General features: G+C 73.6%; 15 protein-coding genes. 6 read left to right on the forward strand and 9 right to left on the reverse strand.

The genetic code is table 11. The features are described 5' to 3' along the window. Together ACERMF_RS04970 and ACERMF_RS04975 are read left to right on the forward strand one after the other, a co-directional pair. Complete coding sequence (locus tag ACERMF_RS04970) at nucleotides 1-1,182, forward strand: DUF58 domain-containing protein (RefSeq protein WP_373667927.1); 1,182 nt, start codon at nucleotides 1-3, stop codon at nucleotides 1,180-1,182. Continuing rightward, nucleotides 1,179-2,630, forward strand: coding sequence for a DUF4129 domain-containing protein (locus ACERMF_RS04975; RefSeq protein WP_373667928.1), 1,452 nt, complete (start codon nucleotides 1,179-1,181; stop codon nucleotides 2,628-2,630). Before ACERMF_RS04970 ends, ACERMF_RS04975 begins: the two co-directional genes overlap by 4 nt. Here ACERMF_RS04975 and ACERMF_RS04980 read toward each other — a convergent pair. From ACERMF_RS04980 to dapA, 6 genes are all read right to left on the reverse strand, one after another. Beyond that, on the reverse strand, nucleotides 2,607-3,263 hold the full coding sequence (locus ACERMF_RS04980; protein ID WP_373667929.1) for an ABC transporter ATP-binding protein: 657 nt from the start codon (nucleotides 3,261-3,263) through the stop codon (nucleotides 2,607-2,609). The genes ACERMF_RS04975 and ACERMF_RS04980 overlap by 24 nt on opposite strands. Beyond that, the gene (locus ACERMF_RS04985) at nucleotides 3,260-4,096 is read right to left on the reverse strand and encodes an ABC transporter ATP-binding protein (protein ID WP_373667930.1); all 837 of its coding nucleotides are present in this window, start codon (nucleotides 4,094-4,096) and stop codon (nucleotides 3,260-3,262) included. The genes ACERMF_RS04980 and ACERMF_RS04985 overlap by 4 nt, the downstream gene beginning before the upstream one ends. Beyond that, nucleotides 4,086-6,650, reverse strand: coding sequence for a hypothetical protein (locus ACERMF_RS04990; RefSeq protein ID WP_373667931.1), 2,565 nt, complete (start codon nucleotides 6,648-6,650; stop codon nucleotides 4,086-4,088). The genes ACERMF_RS04985 and ACERMF_RS04990 overlap by 11 nt, the downstream gene beginning before the upstream one ends. Further along, entirely contained in the window at nucleotides 6,650-9,406 is a 2,757-nt protein-coding gene (locus ACERMF_RS04995; protein ID WP_373667932.1) for a hypothetical protein, read from the reverse strand. The genes ACERMF_RS04990 and ACERMF_RS04995 overlap by 1 nt, the downstream gene beginning before the upstream one ends. 85 nt (nucleotides 9,407-9,491) lie before the next feature. Next, nucleotides 9,492-11,165, reverse strand: a complete 1,674-nt coding sequence (locus ACERMF_RS05000; protein WP_373667933.1) for a ribonuclease J — start codon at nucleotides 11,163-11,165, stop codon at nucleotides 9,492-9,494. After that, nucleotides 11,162-12,073 (reverse strand): 4-hydroxy-tetrahydrodipicolinate synthase, encoded by a 912-nt coding sequence (gene dapA, locus ACERMF_RS05005; RefSeq protein WP_373667935.1) that lies wholly within the window; start codon nucleotides 12,071-12,073, stop codon nucleotides 11,162-11,164. Before dapA ends, ACERMF_RS05000 begins: the two co-directional genes overlap by 4 nt. Before the next feature lie 205 nt (nucleotides 12,074-12,278). Here dapA and ACERMF_RS05010 point away from each other — a divergent pair, with 205 nt between their 5' ends. Next, nucleotides 12,279-13,028: a hypothetical protein gene (locus tag ACERMF_RS05010; protein ID WP_373667936.1), complete on the forward strand. Its 750-nt coding sequence runs from the start codon at nucleotides 12,279-12,281 to the stop codon at nucleotides 13,026-13,028. Nucleotides 13,029-13,079: 51 nt separating this feature from the next. Here the strand turns inward: ACERMF_RS05010 and ACERMF_RS05015 are convergent, their stop codons facing one another. Continuing rightward, nucleotides 13,080-13,457: a hypothetical protein gene (locus tag ACERMF_RS05015; protein ID WP_373667937.1), complete on the reverse strand. Its 378-nt coding sequence runs from the start codon at nucleotides 13,455-13,457 to the stop codon at nucleotides 13,080-13,082. 124 nt (nucleotides 13,458-13,581) lie between these two features. Between ACERMF_RS05015 and ACERMF_RS05020 the strand changes: the two genes are divergently transcribed. From ACERMF_RS05020 to ACERMF_RS05030, 3 genes are all read left to right on the forward strand, one after another. Next, the gene (locus tag ACERMF_RS05020) at nucleotides 13,582-14,448 is read left to right on the forward strand and encodes an FAD-dependent thymidylate synthase (protein WP_373667938.1); all 867 of its coding nucleotides are present in this window, start codon (nucleotides 13,582-13,584) and stop codon (nucleotides 14,446-14,448) included. Between the two features lie 35 nt (nucleotides 14,449-14,483). Then, entirely contained in the window at nucleotides 14,484-15,113 is a 630-nt protein-coding gene (locus tag ACERMF_RS05025) for a YkoF family thiamine/hydroxymethylpyrimidine-binding protein (RefSeq protein WP_373667939.1), read from the forward strand. Between the two features lie 163 nt (nucleotides 15,114-15,276). After that, entirely contained in the window at nucleotides 15,277-17,160 is a 1,884-nt protein-coding gene (locus tag ACERMF_RS05030) for an ABC transporter ATP-binding protein (RefSeq protein WP_373667940.1), read from the forward strand. Here ACERMF_RS05030 and ACERMF_RS05035 read toward each other — a convergent pair. Then, nucleotides 17,141-17,614, reverse strand: a complete 474-nt coding sequence (locus ACERMF_RS05035; protein ID WP_373667941.1) for a plastocyanin/azurin family copper-binding protein — start codon at nucleotides 17,612-17,614, stop codon at nucleotides 17,141-17,143. The genes ACERMF_RS05030 and ACERMF_RS05035 overlap by 20 nt on opposite strands. Then, nucleotides 17,611-18,660, reverse strand: a complete 1,050-nt coding sequence (locus ACERMF_RS05040; protein ID WP_373667942.1) for a DUF2330 domain-containing protein — start codon at nucleotides 18,658-18,660, stop codon at nucleotides 17,611-17,613. Before ACERMF_RS05040 ends, ACERMF_RS05035 begins: the two co-directional genes overlap by 4 nt. Nucleotides 18,661-18,696: the final 36 nt, after the last annotated feature.

Here is an 18,696-nt window from a genome sequence, read left to right on the forward strand (position 1 = left end):
GTGGCGCGCTGGATCTGGCCCGCGAGCCTGGCCGCCCTGCTGTTCGCCCTCGTCCTGCCCTCCCCCGCCGGGTGGGGACTGGCGATCGGCGCGGCGCTGCTGTCGGTGGGAAGTACCGGCTGGGCCGCGGTGCTGCGTCGTGCGGTGCGGGTCGAGATCGTGCTGCCGGCGCGGCTGGTCCGCGGCGAGGACGCCGACCTCGTGCTGGTCGCCACCAACCGCAGCCGCCTGCCCGCGACGCGGGTGCGCGTCGACGTGCAGCTGCCACCTGGCGGGTTGTCGCCGTCGGAGTTGTCGTTCGAGCTGGCCGTGCCGGCTCGCAGCACGGTGCGCAGGAGCAGCCCGGTCACCGCGTTCAACCGCGGCCGGTGGCAGCCCGCTCCACTGCCCGTACGCGTCAGCGACCCGTTCGGGATCCACGAGGTCGACACCCGCGTGCCGCCTGCCGCGGAGCCGGTCATCGTGCTCCCCGTCGTCCTCCCGGTCCGGCGTCTGCAACTGCCCGCGGCGTCCCCGCTGGCCGAGGTGCCCGACCAGCGGTCGCTGTTGACGGACCCGACCGCCATCGTCGGCATCCGCCCCTACGAACCGGGCGACCCGCTGCGCGCCATCCACTGGCCGGCGACCGCCGCTACCGGGACGCTGGTCCGCCGGGAGACGGAGCGGGCGTGGGCGCGGGACCTGCTGGTGGTCGTCGACCTCGACCACGACGGGTGGGAGCGCCACGAGCACGCCCCCGAGGTCGGCATGGTCGTGGCCGCGTCGCTGCTGGCGGACGCGATCCTGCGGCTGCGTCAACCGGCCGGCCTGCTGACCTCCTGGCCGGGCGCGCCCGGCCACGACCCGCACGCGGCGCGGTTCCGGGTCGGCGGCGCACGCCCCCACCTCGACGCCATGTTGACCCACCTGGCCGTCGCACGACTGCACCCCGGACTGCTGCTGGCCGATCTCGTGGGCCGTGACGTCCGTCGTCACCAGCCCGGCACGACGGTCGCCGTCGTCACCGGACGACCGGGCACCGAACTCGCCGCGGCGCTGCGACTGCTCCGCCGACGGGGCCTGGCGCCGGTCGTCATCCAGGTCGGGCGCACGGACGTCCTGCAGTCCCGCGTCCCGCCCACCGGGGGCGCCCCCCGGCTGACCGTGCCGAGCGACGTCCCGCTGGCGAGGTTGACGCTGTGACCGCCACCACCTCCGAGGACCGCGCCCTCGAGGCTGCCGATGGCCAGCGGCACGCGCTCGGCCTGACGCTGGCGCTGGTGCTGCCACTGGCTGCCGTGGTCGTCGAGACCGCGGCCAGCCGGGTGGCCGGGTTTCCCCGCGTGGTGACCTTCGTCGCCACCGCACTCACGGTGGTCGTCGGGATCGTGCTCGTGCCCGACGCGCGTCGGTTGGACCTGCGGCGCCTCGGGGCCAGATTCGCCGGGCTGCTGCTGATCGCGTTCGCCCTGCGGTTCGCCCACCCGAGCCCGACCGCCGCCTGGACCGCCTACCGGGACGGCGACGAGGCGCTGGCCTCCGCACGTCTGCTGGTTCCGCTGGTGCTGCTGGTGTTCGCCCTCGGCGCCACGCAGGTCATCAGCACGCGCGTGGCGGCCGCGATCGTCGGTTCGCGGACGGCCAACGCCGACCGGGCACGCGAAGTCACGGCGCTGCAGGTGTGGTTCGCCAGCACGACCCTGTTGCTGCTGCTGGCGGCGTCCCCCGCCGGTCGCGTGCCCTGGGTACTCGCCTGCATCGTGGCGGGACCGCTCGCCGCCCTGTTCGTCCTGGCCGAACTGCGCACCATGCTGCGCGGCCCCGACAGCGAACGCGCCGTGCTGCGAGGCGGACCCCGCCGGCTCGTACCTGGCACGGCAGCCGCGGCGTTGGGCGCCGTCGTCGTGCTCGGCACGGTCGCGGTCGTCGCCCTGCCGCCGGCGGCCATGGAGGGTCGCGGCCGGCCCAGTGAATGGGTCGGCGAGGCGTTCGACTGGGACTTCCGCCAGCGCACCGGTGCGCGTGACGGCGTGGTCGGTGCCGGCCGCCACGTCGAGTCGGACGACGACGCCGACGGCACCGGTTCCCGCGGACCGGTCCGCAACGTGTTCGCCGACGTTCCGAACCCACCGTGGTGGGTGGTGGTGGTCGTCCTCGGGCTGATCGCCTGGATGGTGTTCCGACCGGGGCACTGGCGCACCCTCCTGGCACGCCTGCGGCAACTGGTACGGGGCGTTTTCGGCCTGGCGACCGAGGACGACGACGTCTCGGCCTGGAGCGGCGAGGACGTCGAGCGTGGCCGGCAGCGAGGCTGGCGTCAGGCACTGCAGCGGTTCCTCCCCCGTCCGCGTGATCCGCGCCAGGCGGTGATCTACGACTACCTGCGGGTCGAGCGGGCGCTGGCGCGCGAGGGCGAGGGTCACGTCCGCGCACGCGAGCGGTGGGAGACCCCGCTCGAACACGCTCGGCGGGTCACCCTCGGTGAGGCGCACGCCGAGTTGGCCGCGCTGACCTCCCGTGCCCGCTTCGCCCGCCAGCCGCCGTCGGACGCCGACGCCGAACGCTCGCTGGCCCTGCGACAGGCCGTCGAACGGCTCCTCGACCGGGCGGACGAGGCGTCGGGCTCCTCAGACCAGACGCCCGTCGCGTAGCTGCAGCCGCCGCGGCGCCTGCGAGATGATCTCCTCGTCGTGGGTGGCGATCAACACCGCACTGCCGGCCGCGGCCGCCTTGCGCAGTCCATCCATCACCCCCGACGCCCACGCCGCGTCCTGGTGACCGGTCGGCTCGTCGGCGAGCAGCAGTCGAGGCACCCCGACCAGCGCCCTCGCCAGCGCGGTCCGCTGCTGTTCGCCGAGTGAGACCTCCGGTGGCATCCGGTGCACCAGGTGGTCGATGCCGAACGCTTCGAGTGCCGTCTCGAGGCGCTGCCGTCGCCCCGCACGGTCGTGGTCGCCACCCAGCCGCAGCGGCAACTCGACGTTCTCGCCGATGGTCAGCTCCGGCAGTAGCCCGAGCCGCTGTGGCGCGATGGCCAGCCGGTCCCAGCCGGGCGCGCCGGCGCTGCCGTGGTCGGCCCACTCGAGCGTGCCCGTGTCCGGGGTCTCCCAGCCGGCGAGGACGTTGAGCAGCGTCGTCTTCCCCGATCCGGAGGGGCCGGTGATCACGACCAATTCCCCCGCCTCGATCGTGAACGACACGTCGGCGAGGGCGGTGACGTCCTCGGCACCACGGCGGTAGGTCCTGCCGAGACCCGTCGCGACGAGCAGCGACCTGCCGCTCATGGATTCCTCCCGGGCGGGCGGATGCGGATGCCGTCGGGTTCGACGGTCAGCACGGCGCGGCGATCCGGGAAGTGGACCAGTTCGCCGGGAGGAATCTGCACGCGACCCGACTCGTCGATGACGGCCAGCACGCCCGCATCGGTCGTCTCGGACGCGACCGCGCCTCGGTGCAGCGACAGGGTCCGTTCGGCGGCCGCGACGACGCGTGGGTCGTGGGTGGACAGCACGATCGCGACGCCCCGGTCGGCCAGCAGCCGCATCTGGTCGAGTAGCAGGGCGGCCGAACCGGAGTCGAGTTCGGCGGTCGGCTCGTCGGCGATGACCAGGGCCGGTTCGCCGATCACGGCCTGCGCGAGGGCGACACGCTGCTGCTGGCCACCCGAGAGCTCGGCCGGGCGGTGGTCGCGCCGCTCGGCGAGACCGAGGTCGCCGAGCAGCATGCCGGCCTGCGAGCGGGCGTCCGTCCTCGACAGGCCCCGCAACCGGCCGGCCTCGGCGACCTGCTCCACCGCGGCGACGCCGGGCAGCAGGTTGTCCGAGGGGCGCTGGAACATGTAGCCGACCCTGCGGCGGCGCAGTCGGCGCAGCGCCCGGCCGGAGAGCTGGTCGATCGGCTCGCCTCCCAGACGCACGGTGCCCGCGCTGGGCCGGTCCAGTGCCGCGAGGATGCGCAGCAGCGACGACTTGCCGCTGCCCGACGGCCCGACGACGGCCGAGATGGCGCGGCGCGGGAAGTGCGCGTCGACGCCCCGCAGGGCATGGACCTCACCACTCGCGATCGAGTAGATCCGTACCACCCCCGCACACTCGGCGGCCATCGTCTCATGCACCACGCAACACCTCCGCGACGTCGGCGCGATCCGCGGCACGCTGCAGTGTGACGGCTCCGAGCCCGCCGGCCACCACGAGCGCGACCAGCACGCCGCCCAACGCCCCGAGTGGCACGACCACACGGGGCGCGGGCAACAGGTCGGGAAGCGGGTCGATCCCGCCCGTGACGGCCGCCGCGGCCAGCATGCCGAGCGCGGTCGCGAGCGCCAGGGCGAGCGCGAGCAGGGCCAGCACCTCGTAGAGCAGCGCCACCGCGTGTGTCGAGGGCCGCAGGCCCATGCGTCGCGACAGCGCGTAGGAGACCTGCAGGTCACGCTGCCGGACGGCCACGAAGAGCAGCACTCCGAGCAGCGCGAGCACCGTCGCGAGGATCGCCAGCGCCTGCAGTGCCCCGAGTGCCCACGCCACCGCGACCAACCGCGCGCGACCGGCGACGTCGGCGGCGCTGGCGACCTCGTCGGGGTCCGCGCCGGCCGCGACGAGGATCGTCGTCGCGTCGGCGCCAGCGGCCCAGCGCTCGCCGCGCCAGCGGTCGCGCCAGTCGGCCCCCCGACCGGCATCGGCAGCGATCGCATCGGCCGCCCCGAGGTCGGCGACGACGAGGGGGCGGCCCGACGACTGGCCCGGCAGCGTGGCCGGTCGGGCGACGACCTCGAGCGGTGCCAGGAAACCGGGGACGTCCAGCACGCTCGGGGCACCCTCGATCCCACCGGCGAGCAGGACCGGCAGCCGGTCGCCGGTCGTCCGGTCGAGCCCGGCCATCAACCCCGAGAGCGGCGCACCCACGAGTTCGGTACGCCAGAAGGCGACGTCGGCGAAGGTGTCGGCGTCGACGAGGAGCACGTCGACGGCCTGGCCCGCCGGTCCGAGCCGCCCCCGGTTGCGCAGCACGGTGGTGGTGCCCTCGACCACGCCGTTCTCGCCGAGCGGCGCCACGGCGGCGGCGCCGAGCTGCACGATCGCCTTCTCCTCGACGGCCACCCGCAGGGAACTCGAGAGGGCCGCGGTGTAGACGACCAGCCCGAGCGCCGTTGCCGCCGCGCCCGTGAGCAGCAGTCCGGCGCCACGGGCGGCCGCCAGCCGACGGATGGCGAGGAAGGATGCGGCGCCCGCCTCGCCGCCGATCCGTCGCAGGCGCGGCAGCATCCGCCCGAGTACCCGGATCGCGAGCCCCACGGTCCCGACCAGCAGGAGCAACGGGAAGGCGAGCACGAGCGGGCTGAGGCCGTCGACGCCGCCGACCGACCGCAGCCCCCCGGCCGAACGCAGCTGCAGGAACGCGACGCCGGCGAGGCCGAGCGCCGCCAGCTCCCAGGGGAACCGGCGCAGGCGACGGACCCGGACGACCCGGCCGACCCGGACGGTGAGACCGGCGACCACGGCCGTCGTCACCCCGACGACCAGCAGCGCGGCCGGCACCGTCGCCAGTGCCGCGCCGACGGCCCCGGTGGCGACCGGCGGCGGGACGCCGCGTGGCGCGTTGGCCAACGCGATCGTGCCGACCGCGGCGGCCCAGCCGACGACCGTCCCGGCCAGGAGCGCCGGCAGTGCTCGCGTGGCGGCGCGCAGGCCCTGCAGGGGCAGCGACCGGCCACGTACGTTCTCGAGCCGCAGTTCGGTGGCCCGCTGGCGGGCGGCGAACAGGGCGGTCATCCCGACGACGACCAGGGCGACCGCCTGGCCGGCGAAGCCGGCGATCCGGGCCGGCGCGGCGACGGCCGACACGGCCCGGTCCGCCTCGTCCAGGACGGTGGTGAGCCCGATCGCCGCCTCGACGTGGCGACCCGCCGTGTTCTCGATGGTCTGCCCGATGCGCGTGCGTGGGTCGGTGACGGCCGCCGCGACGTCCTGAAGGCCCGAGCGGACCTCGGCGGCGTGCGACCGGCCGGTCAGGTCCGGCGGCACGGGCACCCGCCACGACACGGCGGCGCCGCCCCGCAGGTCGACCATGCTGTCGAGGACCACGTCGGGTGCGGCGAACACCAGGTCGAGGGGACGCGTCGACCGGCCTGTCGCGACCGTGGCCATGGCGAGGTCGCCCAGGCCCGGTGGCGCCGTCTCGGGGTCGAGCGCACGGTAGATCGCACCGATGCGGTGATCGACGGTCGCGGAACCGCGCTGCAGGGTGACGCGGTCACCGGGGCGCAGCGCGAGGTCGTCCGCCAGCGGTTCCGGCACGGCGAGGCCGACCGCCGGGTCGCCCTCGAGGACGTCGAGGAGGAGGTCGGCACCCGCCTGACCGACCAGTCGCATGCGCTGCTCGGCACCGTCGTGGATCAGCGTGGCGGGGTCGGCGCGGACGGTCGTGCCGACGGGATCGATGCCGGTCGTGCCGGCGATCTGCTCGCCCACCTCGGCGGCGGCCTCGGCGGAGAAGCGGCCGGTCGCGGTCACCGTGAGGCCGGCCTGCCCGGGGGTGAGCCTCGCCAGCTCGTTCGCCGTGGCCGCGTCACCGGCAGCTGCGAGGTAGGGCTCGACGACGGCGGCGGCGAGGGCCAGCACCGCAGCGGCCGCGGCCGTGGCGAGTCCCACCGGGGAGCCGCTGCGGCCGGCCATCAGGCGGCCTCCCGGAGCATCGCGGCGACGTCGGCGGCACGGGTCGCACGGTGGGCGAGCAGCACGGTCGCGGCGACCGCGATCGCGGCGAGCACCAGCAGCGGCCACAGGGAACCCAACGGCACGCGCACGACCATCGGCAGCGGCAGGTCCGGCATCGGGTCGTAGTCGGCGACGACCAGCCTGGCCGCCAGCAGGCCGGCACCCGTCCCGATCAGGGCACTCGCGGCCACCAGGACCGCCGACTCGACCGCGTCCGCGGCGGACAGCGACCGGCGCGGCAGGCCCATGCGCCCGACCAGCGCGGCCGAGAGGGCCCGCTCGCGTGCCAGTGCGAGGTGGTGGGCGAGCAGAGCGGTGAGGCCGAGTGCCGCGAGCACGGCGGCCTGCCCACGGACGAACGTGAACGTGGCACGCACGGGCGCGACCGTCGGCGCGGTCAGGAAGTCCTCCGCCCAGAGCAACTCGTCACGAAAACCGGCCCGCTCCAGCTCGTCGCGCAACGCAGGGACGCCGCCGTCCCCCGCGCCCAGCCACAGCTCCGTCCGGGTGATCGGCAGGAGTCGGGCACGCATGACGACGTCGTCGGGATCCAGGACGCCACCATGGGCGAGCACGACCGCCGGTCGCTGCCCGGTGATCCCGGGGAACGCGGCGACGCGGCGGACGACCCGCACCGGCAACTCGAGCCCCGGCAGGTGCAGCACCATCCCATTGCGGATCCCGGTGCCGACCGCGATCACCTCGACGGCCTGTCCGTCGCCGGCCGCAGGGGCGAGGTCGGCGAGCAGGTCGTCGAGGTCCTCACCCAGGCTGGCGGGCTGGTGGGCCACGGCCGCGAACCCCTGGGGATCGACGGTGAGCACGTCGACCTCCCGGCGGTCGTCGAGCAGACCGTCACCGATGCGGCGCACCTGGGTGGTCGGCACCGGCAGGCTGCCGTACGAGGTCATGGCGTCGGCGCTGTTGAGCACGCCGCGCGGCACGGTCAGCCGGGCGTCGCCGCCGACGGTGATGCCCGCCTTCTCGCGGATCGTCGCCTCGGAGGACGCGGCCAGGACGCCGCCCGCCACCAGCAGCCCGACGCCCGAGGCCGTGACGAAGACGAGCAGGGTGGTCACCGGTGACAGCTGTCGCAGGCGACGGAACGCCAGGTACACGCCGCCGCGCCACCGCCAGGCCGACTCGGCGCGGTCGGCCACGCCCGTGACGCCCGCCAGCGCCCAGCGCAGCAGCCGCGCCCCGATCGCGGCCGCAGCGACGACCAGCAGCAACGGCAGTGCGAGGGCGACCACGTCGACATCGGCGGTCCCGTCGCCGCGCTCCAGGACCGGCCGGCCGGAGCCTCGTCCCCACCACGCCGCCGCCACCAGGGCGAGCGACGCGACCTCGACGACGGGCGGCACACGACGCTCGCCGGTCGTCGGCTGGGCGCGCACGGCCGCGGTCACGCCCACCACGACGGCGACCACGAACAGCGCGAAGGCGAGGGCCAGCGGCGCGTCCCGTCGGAACGCCTCGCCGACGTCGTGCCCGACGCCGGCGCCGAGCCCCAGCAGGACGGGCATGGAGCGACCGAGGGCCCAGCCCGCGGTGATCCCGGCCACGAACGGCGGCGCCGCGCCGATCGTCGCGCGGGCCGCGACCGCCGGTGGTGACACGCCGCGGACGGCGAGCAGGCTGGCGCGGGAGAGTCGCCCCCGGTAGGCACGGGCGGCGGCGGCCCCGACCACCCCGAGGACGAGGAGCTGACCGGCGAGACCGAGGCCCCGGACGGGTCGGGCGAGGACCGCGAGCGAGGTCTCGGTCCGCTCGACGGCGGGGACGAGCTGCCCGCCGACCGATGGTCCGGACGAACCCCAGCCGCGGGAGGTCGCGGCGAACATCGCCGCGCCGACCTCGGTGTTCCAGTCGACGAGCTGGGAGTGGAGCTCGACGACCGGCGGCAGCGTCGCGCGGGCGTCCGCCAGCGTCTCGACCGCCCCTGCGTCGACGTCCCAGACCATCGACAGGGTGGTCGCCGCGACGGCCAGCGACTCCTGCGCGTCGTCGGCGGTGGCGTCGGGGTCGAGCGGTGTCGGCGGGATCGGCACGCGCGTCGCGACCGGTGGCGGAGGCGCGCCGTGGTCGACCGCCGCGATCATGCCCAGCAGCGTCTCGGGGTCGGTCAGCACCGCCGGAGCCGGTGCCGACGTGAGAATGTTCTCGTCGTCCGCGACGCGGCCGGCCACCGGTTGCCACGCATCGGGCATCGCGAAGTAGTCGAAGTCGGGCACGACGGCGTCGACGGTCACCTCGATCGCTGCGCGGCTCCCGACCAGGGTCAGCGTCTGCGGCGCGTCCAGGCCGAGTTGGCCGGCGGTCATCTCGGTGATGGCCACGCGGGTCGCACCCGGCGCTGCCACCGACGCGCCCAGCGCCTCCATGCCGCCCTCCGTGGCGACCAGGTTGGCGTGCCGGGGGCGACCGTCCACGACCACCGTGGCGCCGTTGCCGACGGCCGTGCGGCGGATGTCGGAGCGCCCGTGACGGCCGATCTCCCGGCGCAGCGCACCCTCGGCGGAACGCACCGCGTCGGGATGGTTGGTCGAGCTCACACCGACCCACAGCGCCGAGACCCGGTCGCCGTGCTTGTCGAGCTCGTCGTGCAGCAGCGAGGTGCCGGTGACCGACAGGAAGGCGGGTGCGGACGCACCGGCGACGCCCAGCAGCAGTGCCGCGGCGAACAGCCACGCAGCACGGCGAACTGCCTCCACGACCCGCCCGATGTCCGCGACCGACCTCCGGTCACCCCCGTCGACCAGGAGCCACGCTAGTCCTGATCGACCGCGATGGCAGGGGTCACGCCTCGCGAACCACCGGCAGGATGAAGGGGCGGCGTCCGGTCTCGGCCCGCCAGAACGTGCCGAGCGCCTGGACGACGTGGCGCTGGACGACCTGCGGATCCTCGAACTTGACCGCGGTCATGTTGTCGAGCTCACGGTCGACGGCCTTCTTCGCCTGCTCGAGGATGTCCTCCTCGGTGCCATGGAAGACGACGCCCTTCTGGGTCACGACGACGTCCCCCACGGGTCCGCCCTCGTGGCTGTCGACGGTGACGACGCAGACGCAGATGCCGTCCTCGCCGATGCGCCGACGGTCACGCAGCAGCGCCGGGCCGACGTCGTCGAGCAGCCCGTCGATGTAGACGTGGCTGGTCTGCACGGGCTCTCCCCGGGTGACCACGCCGTCCTCGAGCACGACGGTGTCGCCGTCCTCGCAGATCAGGACGTGCTCGGGCAGTGCCCCCGTCAACTCCGCGATCTCGCCGTGGGCGCGCAGGTGGCGGTGTTCGCCGTGGACGGGCACGAAGTACTCGGGTTCGATGACGTTGTGGAACAGGACGAGTTCCTCGCGGCTGGCGTGGCCGGAGACGTGCACCGGTGCGAGGCCCTTGTGGACCACCTTGCAGCCGCGTCGTGACAGGTTGTTGATCGAGCGGTAGACCGCCTGCTCGTTGCCCGGGATCAGGCTGCTGGCGAGGATCACCAGGTCGCCCTCGCCCACCCGCAGGTGCTTGTGGTCGCCGGCGCCCATCAGCGACAGCGCGCTGAACGGCTCGCCCTGCGACCCGGTGGAGATGACGATCAGCTCGCTGCGGTCGTAGCGGTCAACCTCGGCCAGCTCGACCACCGAGTCGGCGTCGAAGTCGAGGTACGCCAGCTCCTTCGCGATGCCCATGTTGCGCACCATCGACCGTCCGACGAACACCGGACGGCGGCCCACCTCGGCGGCGGCGTCGAGGACCTGCTGGATGCGGTGCACGTGCGAGGCGAACGAGGCGACCACGATCAGGCCGTCCTTCTGGGCGGCGATGTGCTCACGGACGTTGCGGCCGACGGTGCGTTCGGTCGGGACGTGCCCCGGCATGTCGGCGCCGGTGGAGTCGGCCAGCAGCAGGTCCACCCCCTCGTCGCCCAGACGGGCGAAGTGGGCGATGTCGGTGGGCCGGTTGTCGATGGGGGTCTGGTCGAGCTTGAAGTCCCCCGTGTGCACGATGATCCCGTGCGGGGTCCGGAACGCGTAGGCGACCCCGTCCGGGATCGAGTGGCTGACCTGGATCGCCTCGACGGTGAACGGCCCCTCCTCGATGGTCTCGGCGGGTTCGATCACCTCGAAGCGCGGTTCGGGCAGGTCGGGCCACTCCTCGAGGACGGCCTGCGCGAAGGCGATGGTGAGCTGCGTGCCGTAGACGGGAACCCCGTCGCGGTCCAGGTCGCGCAGCAGGTAGGGCAACGCGCCGATGTGGTCGAGGTGGCCGTGCGTGAGGAACACCGCCTCGACGTCGTCGGCGCGCTCACGCACCGAGCTCCAGTCGGGCAGGATCAGGTCGACCCCGAGGTGTTCGGCGTCGGGGAACAGCACCCCGACGTCGACGACGGCGATTCGACCGTCCACCTCGATGGTGGCCATGTTGCGGCCGATCTCGCCGAGGCCGCCGAGGAAGCTGACGGTCACGGGGGAGGAATCGGTCATCGTTTGGCCTCGATCGCTTCGTAGGCGCCCAGGACCGCCTTGACGGTCTCCGCGGACGCGTCGGCCAGCGGCCCACGAACGGGACCGGCGGGCAGGCCGAGCTGGTTGAGCGCTCCCTTGAGGGGCGCAGGGCTGGACTCGATGAACAGTGCCCGGTGCAGCGGCTGGCAGCGCAGGTGCAGTTCGAGCGCGCGCGCCGGGTCGGTCGGGAAGACGCGCACCATCTCGGCGATCTCGGGGCCGGCGAGGTGGGCGCTGACCGAGACGACCCCGATGCCACCGACGGCGAGGATCGGCAGGTTGACCTCGTCGGATCCCGACCACAGGTCGAAGCCGCCGGGCGCGTCGAGGGTGGCCAGCCGCACGTCGGCGGCCTTGCCGATGTCCCCCGTCGCGTCCTTGACGCCCACGACGTTGGGAAGGCCGGACAACTCGGTCACGGTCGCCACGGACAGCGACAGGGCGGTGCGACCCGGGACGTCGTAGAGCAGGACGGGCAGGTCGGTCGCCTCGGCGGCGGCGCGGAAGTGCGCGACCAGGCCGTTCTGCTGGGGCTTGTTGTAGTACGGGGTCACGACCAGGACCGCGTCGGCGCCGGCGTCGGTGGCCTGCATCGTCGTGGCGACCGTCTTCGCGGTGTCGTTGGAACCGGTGCCGATCATCACCGTGCCGTCGCTGCCGACGGCCTCCTTGACCGCGGCCAGCAACTCCCACGGCGCCTGGCCGTGCAGCGTGGGCGACTCGCCGGTCGTGCCGTTGACCAGCACGGTGTCGGTTCCGGATTCGACGAGGTGGCGCGCCAGGCGCTGGGCACCGTCGAGGTCCATCGCGCCGTCGGCGGTGAACGGCGTCACCATCGCCGTCACGACGGCGCCGATGGCGGGCGTGCCCCCGGATCGGGTGCTCATGGATGGGCCTCGTGTGTCGTCGGGTTGCGCGCCACCGCCCCGCCAGGGGTCACGGTCGGCCGACGCCCTATCCTAACCGTCCCCGCACCCGCGGCCGCCGGGGGCGGGCCCGGTCCGCTGGAGGGGTCTCGCGCGGGTTTCCCCGCCTCGTCGTAGCCGGACACGGGCCGCCGTCTCGCTGCGGTGCGCGTGCAAGGAGGCTCCGATGACACCGTTCGTCGCCCACGCCGGGCCTGGCTCGACCTGGCAGGCGTTGCTGACCGCGGTCTGCCTCGGACTGCTCGTGATCGCCGTGCTGGCCGTCGCCGGACGGGTGCGCATCGCGTCGCTCGACGACCTCGTCGTGCCACTGGCCGCGGTGGCCGTGCTGTCCTCGCTGGCGCCGCTGGCCGACTACTGGCTGTCCGACTGGATCGGGTGGGCGTTCCCCATGGGTGTCGTGCTGCTCGTCGGGGTGCTCACCGCCGCGCTCACCCCCCTGGAGCTGCACTGGCGCTTCCCGTTCGCCTGGGGCATCGCCGCACTCGCGGTCGTCGCCGCCGTGACGCTGTACGCCCCGCTCACCCGCGCCTGGCACCCCCCGCCGGACTACCTGCCGTTGGCCGACGACGCCAGCGTCGCGTTCGTGGTGCCCGAGGACGGCGACGTCATCGAGGCCGGCACGCTGGAGGTCGCCGTCGCGGTGACCGGCGGCAGCATCGGGCCGGGCGCGGCCACGCTGGAGGAACTCCCCGCCGACCCCGAGGAGGCCGGTGGTCTGACCGTGATGCTCAACGGGGAACGCATCGTGGTCGACTACCTCGAGTCGTGCACCATCGCCGATCCGTGCGAGACGGTCACCTTCCCGGTCGAACTCGAGGCCGGCGAGCACGACCTGCACGTCGAGTTCACGCGCGGGGACGGCATCCCCCTCGCACCGCAGGTCACCGACCGCGTCCGGTTCGAGGCGTCCTGACCGGTGCGGCGCGACCCGATTGCGAACCCCGGTCGCGCCGACGGCGGTGCGTCAGCCGCGTGGCCCGCGAAGCAACGCGTAGGTGTAGACCCCGACGAGGGTGAAGGCGACCGCCTGCGCGGCGAGGCTGGTGGTCACCAGCGGCACGCCCGGCAGCCAGCTCGCCGGCCGGGTGGCGACGGTGGGCAGGGCGGCCAGCAGCAGGGCGACGATCGCCACGGCGGGCACCAGTCGATCACCGCGCGACGCCGAGACGCCGAACGCGGCGACGGCGCCGACCCCGAGGTAGCAGGCGACCGGCCACCACACGCTGGTGCTGCCCGGGTCGGTCCGGATCGCCTCGTGCAGCACACGGGCGAGGTCGAGCAGCAGGAGGGGCGCGACGCCTGCGAAGGCGCCGATCGCCACCGAACGCGCGCGGTCGTTCATGTGGTCGCGTCCTCGACGTCGGTGGCTGCGGCGCGCCGAGACTAGCCGGGGCCGCTCGGGTCCCTCGGTAGGATCGGTGCCGCCCGCGACCAGCCGGAGCGGGCCGCGACGCGAAGGGTCCGCCATGGTGTCCGCCTCCTCCCCCGCGCCCGCGGTGACCGCCCCGTCGACGGGCGGCGGCCCGCGCGCCGAGGTCGTCTGCGACAGCATCTCGCCCGCCGGCAGCCGCCTGACCACCATCGAGGTCACGCTGCACCGGTTCGTGCTCGCGGAGCTGAACACCCATCGGGCGTTCTCGCGCAACTCGGCCAGTTCCCGCGCCATCCCGGTGAAACGTCAACTCGAGGCGGTGCTGCAGGATCCGGCCGTGCCCCTGGAGTTCGGCGCCAACCAGCGCGGCATGCAGGCCGGACCGCCGCTGCAGGGCGAGGACCACGAGCGGGCGCTCGCCGCGTGGCTCGATGCCCGCGACGGCGCGGTCGCGGCCGCCGAACGGCTGCTCGAACTCGGGGTCCACAAGCAGGTGGCCAACCGCATCCTCGAGCCGTTCATCTGGCACACCGTCATCGTGACCGCGACCGACTGGGACGGGTTCTGGCAGCAGCGGTGCAGCCCGCTGGCCCAGCCCGAGATCCGCGCCGCCGCCGACGCCATGCGCGCCGCCTTCGACGCCAGCACCCCCGTCGAGGTGGCGGAAGACGACTGGCACACCCCCTACATCCGCGATGACGAACGCGACCTCGACGTCGAGACACGCAAGCGCATCGCCGCGGCACGCTGCGCCCGGGTCAGCTACCTGACCCACGACGGTCGACGTGACCTGTCCGCGGACGAGGAGCTCTACGACCGCCTCGTCACCGCCGAGCCGCCACACTGGTCGCCGCTCGAACACGTGGCGACCCCCGCCGCGGGCGCGCAGCCGGCCGGCAACCTGCGCGGGTGGCGGCAGCTGCGCCACCTCATCGAGGTGGACCGAACCGCCACCCGCTGAGGCTGTCGAGCCATCCCGGCGGAGGAGAGCAGCCCATGAGTCCCCAGCCAGCCGCGCTCCGGCAGGCGAGCCCGACCGAACTCGGCGTCGGCGCCCGGTTCTCGGTCCACCCGATGACCGACGACTTCGTCTCGGTGATCCTCGGTGCCCTCGACGACGCCGACCCGGGCGGACTGACCGTGCAGACCGACGACGTCACGACGTGGGTCGCCGGCGACGACCGCGAGGTGGTGGCCTACGTCGTCGAGGTCCTCCGGCTCGCCGCGCGCCGGACCCCGACCGGTCACGTCGTCGGCTCGGTCCTGCTCTCGCGCGGCTGTCCCGGGTCGGTGACCTGCGACATCGGGACCGACGTCTCGTTGCCGCCGGCGGCGACCTTCGACCTGCCCGCGGCCGGCGTGCCCGTCGGCGCGCACTGGGCGCTGTACCCGCTGGGCGGCGATGAACACCTGGCTGCGATCGAGACCGCGATCGATCGCATCGCCGACTTCGACGTCGAGGTCGGTCGCGAGCATTTCGTCACCCGCCTCGACGGTGACCTCGCCGCGGTGCTGGGCGCCGTCGCGACCGTGTGGGCCACGCTCGGTGAACGCGTCCAGCACGTGACGACGCACCTGACCGTGTCCATCGGCAGTCCGAGCCGCCGGGTCGTCGGCACCGAATGACGTTCGGCTGCCGGGGGCGCTCGCACCGCCGCACCGTGCCCTCGTCCGTGCGCGGTCGGCGCACCGACGTCCGGTCGACCCGGACCGGGAAGGGCCGCATCGTCTGCGACGTTGTCCCTCGCGGTTCGTCCGATCTCGCACCACTTCATGCCAGGAATGCCACGTGGGACCCTCCAGCTACGGCCGCATGCGCCTGAGACCCGTCGGCGACGCCGACGCGGTGAAGGGACGTGGCGTCGACATGGCCGTGGTCAAGCGCGCCTGGGGGCTCGCCCGTCCCTACCGGCGCCGACTCCTCGCCTACCTGGTGCTGCTGATCGTGACGTCGATCATGGCGGTCATCCCGGCGCAGCTGGTCCGGCTCGCCCTCGACGACGCGATCCCCGAGCGCGACCGCGGCCTGCTGTTCTGGCTGTTCGCGGCGATGGTCGCCGTCGCGATCCTCGAGGCGGCCCTGTCGATGGTCGAACGGTGGCTGTCGTCGAGCGTCGGTGAGGGATTCATCCTCGACCTGCGCAGGATGCTGTACCGCCACGTCCAGTCGATGCCGCTGGCGTTCTTCACCCGGACCCAGACCGGGGCGCTGATCACCCGCCTCAACAACGACGTCATCGGCGCCCAGCGGGCGCTGACCGGCACGATGGGGACGGTGGTCGCGAACTTCATCGGCGTGACGGTCACGTTGGCCGCCATGTTCTCGCTGAGCTGGCAGGTGACGCTGCTCGCGCTGACGCTGCTGCCGCTGTTCATCTTCCCCGCCCGGATCGTCGGGCGGCGCCTGCAGGGGCTGGCACGGCGTGCGATGGAACTCAACGCCGAGATGAACACCACCATGACCGAGCGCTTCCACGTCGCCGGGGCGCTGCTGGTCAAGCTGTTCGGCCGTGTCGACCGCGAGACGGACGCGTTCGCCGACAAGGCCGAGCGGGTGTCCGAGATCGGCGTCCGCACCGCCGTCCACGGTCGCGCCCTGTTCGCCGCACTCGGGCTCGTCGGCGCCGTCGCCACGGCGCTCGTCTACCTCGTCGGCGGGCTGCTGGTGATGTCGCCCGAGTCGGGCCTGCAGATCGGCGTCGTGGTCGCACTCGGGATGTACGTCACCCAGCTGTACGGCCCGCTGGCGCAGCTGTCGAACGCGCCGGTCGACCTGATGACCGCGCTGGTGAGTTTCGAACGGGTCTTCGAGGTGATGGACCTGCCGCGCGACATCGACGAGAAGGACGACGCGGTCGAGCTGACCGATCCGCGCGGTCACGTCCGATTCGAGCGGGTCGACTTCCGCTATCCCGCCGCCGGCGGTTCGTCGCTCGAGTCGCTCGAGGGTCCCCGGTCGGAGCACGGCGAGGACGCCTCCGACTGGATCCTGCGCGACATCGACCTCGACCTGCGCCCGGGCACCGTCACGGCGCTGGTCGGCCCCTCGGGCGCCGGCAAGTCGACGCTGTCCTCGCTGGTGCCGCGCCTGTACGACGTGACCGACGGACGGGTCACCGTCGACGGTCACGACGTGCGGGACCTGACGCTGGAATCGCTGGCCGGTGCGGTGGGTGTCGTCAGCCAGGACGCGCACCTGTTCCACGACTCGATCGCGTCGAACCTGCGCTACGCGCGTGCGGACGCGACGCAGGCACAGCTCGAGGCGGCATGCCGAGCGGCGCGCATCCACCACGTCATCGAGCGGTTGCCCGACGGCTACGAGACGGTGGTCGGTGAGCGCGGCTACCGCCTCTCCGGCGGTGAGAAGCAGCGCGTGTCACTGGCACGGGTGCTGCTGAAGGACCCCGCCATCGTCGTCCTCGACGAGGCGACCGCCCACCTCGACACCGAGTCGGAACGCCTGGTCCAGGCGGCGCTGCGCGAGACCCTCGTCGGCCGGACCGCGCTGGTGATCGCGCACCGGTTGTCGACCGTCGTCGACGCCGACGAGATCGTCGTGCTCGAGGAGGGCCGCATCGTCGAGCGCGGCACCCACGACGAGCTGCTGCGGCTCGGTGGACTCTACGCCGACCTCGCCCGGACGCAGTTGGTCACGACCGAGGCGTCGTAGCCGGTACGACCTCGACCTCGCCGATCATGCCGTAGGCGACGTGGCCCGGCAGGTGGCACGCGAACGCCGTCGTTCGCGGCTCGTCGAACGCGTAGAAGGTCATCCCGGACGTGTTGGGGGGCGTCGAGACCTCGCCGGGAACCGGCGGGTGCACCAGGTCGGTTCCGCGTTCGTGGGCGAGGTGCACGTCGGCGTCGCCGAGCACGAACTCGTGATGGATCGGGTCGTGGTTGACCACCTCGAAGGTGACCAGGGTGCCCTCACGCACCCGGAGGCGGTCGGGGACGAACCGGCTGTGCTCGAGGTCGATCGTCACGGTGACGTGCCCGGGACCGAGCGTCGCGCTCTCGCGCTCGACCGCCGAGGCCTGCACGGACGCGGCGACCGCGTAGGTCACGGTCGTCGCGACCACGGCGACCAGCAGTGGCAGCCGGCGGAGCAGTCGCGGGCTCACGACGGTCCCAGCGACTGGCGCCGGATCGCGCGGGTCCACAACCAGGCCACGTACCCGACCGCCACAGCGACCGCGACCGGCCACCAGTCAGCCGGCGTCCGCGCCGGCTCGACCGGAACCGCGGCCGACGCCAGCTCGACACCCACGTCGTCGAGGCTCGGGTGCACCTGCGGGTCGGTGGAGACGGCGAGGTCGTAGGTCAGCGCGTCGGCAGGCGTCGAGAGCTCGAGGTGGGTCAGCCACATCTGCTCCGGCACCCATTCCATGCCGACGTCGGACCGCAGGTCCGCGAGCAGCGTGGACGAGGCGGCTTCGCTGCGGTTCAGCGCCAGTCCCCGGCCGCCGGCCAGCAGCTGCGGTCGCTGCTCGGTGAGCAGGAACACGTCGGCCTCGACCTGCTTGCCGCCCTCGAGCCCCATCGACAGGATGCGCAACGGCACCCACGGCTGATCGGTGGGGATGGTGAGCATGATCGGTGTGCTGTCGCCGGCGTTCTGACCGAGATCAGCCGCACGCGAGGCGTCGAACTTCGCCGCCAGGAAGATCTCACTGCGGGCGGCGTAGAAGTCGAGGATCTCCGGCGCGTCCGGCGTGAGGAAGAAGCCGTTGTCGACCGCCCAGCGACCGACCTCGTCGCCGCCGCCGCGCAGCACCGTGAGATCGAGCGCGTCGACCTCGGTCTCGAGCAGCACCTCGGCGCTCTCGTCGGTTGCGGCGTCGTCGCCACCGGCGAGGGCGAACTGTTCGAGTTCGGGCGCGACCTCGCGAACCAGGCGTTGCAACGTCCAGTCGCCGGCACGGACGACGTCGGTCGGGATGTCGGGCAACGGGATGATCGCGCCGACCTCCTCACCCGCGCCCGAGAACTCGAAGGCGGTCACGTAACGCTGCACGCCGTCGGTGTAGGCCGACAGGGTCGTGGTCCGTACCAGCTCGATGGTGCCGTTGGCACCGACCAGGCCCCCGCAGGCCAGTGCCGGCGCGGCGACCAGCACCCCCAGCGCGGTCGTCGTGGTGATCGTCGCCCATCGGCCCGTGCTTCGCATGTCCGCTCCCCTCGTCCGTGTGAGGGTGGGACGGCC

The organism is Egicoccus sp. AB-alg6-2 (assembly GCF_041821025.1).
Taxonomy (GTDB): Bacteria; Actinomycetota; Nitriliruptoria; order Nitriliruptorales; family Nitriliruptoraceae; genus Egicoccus.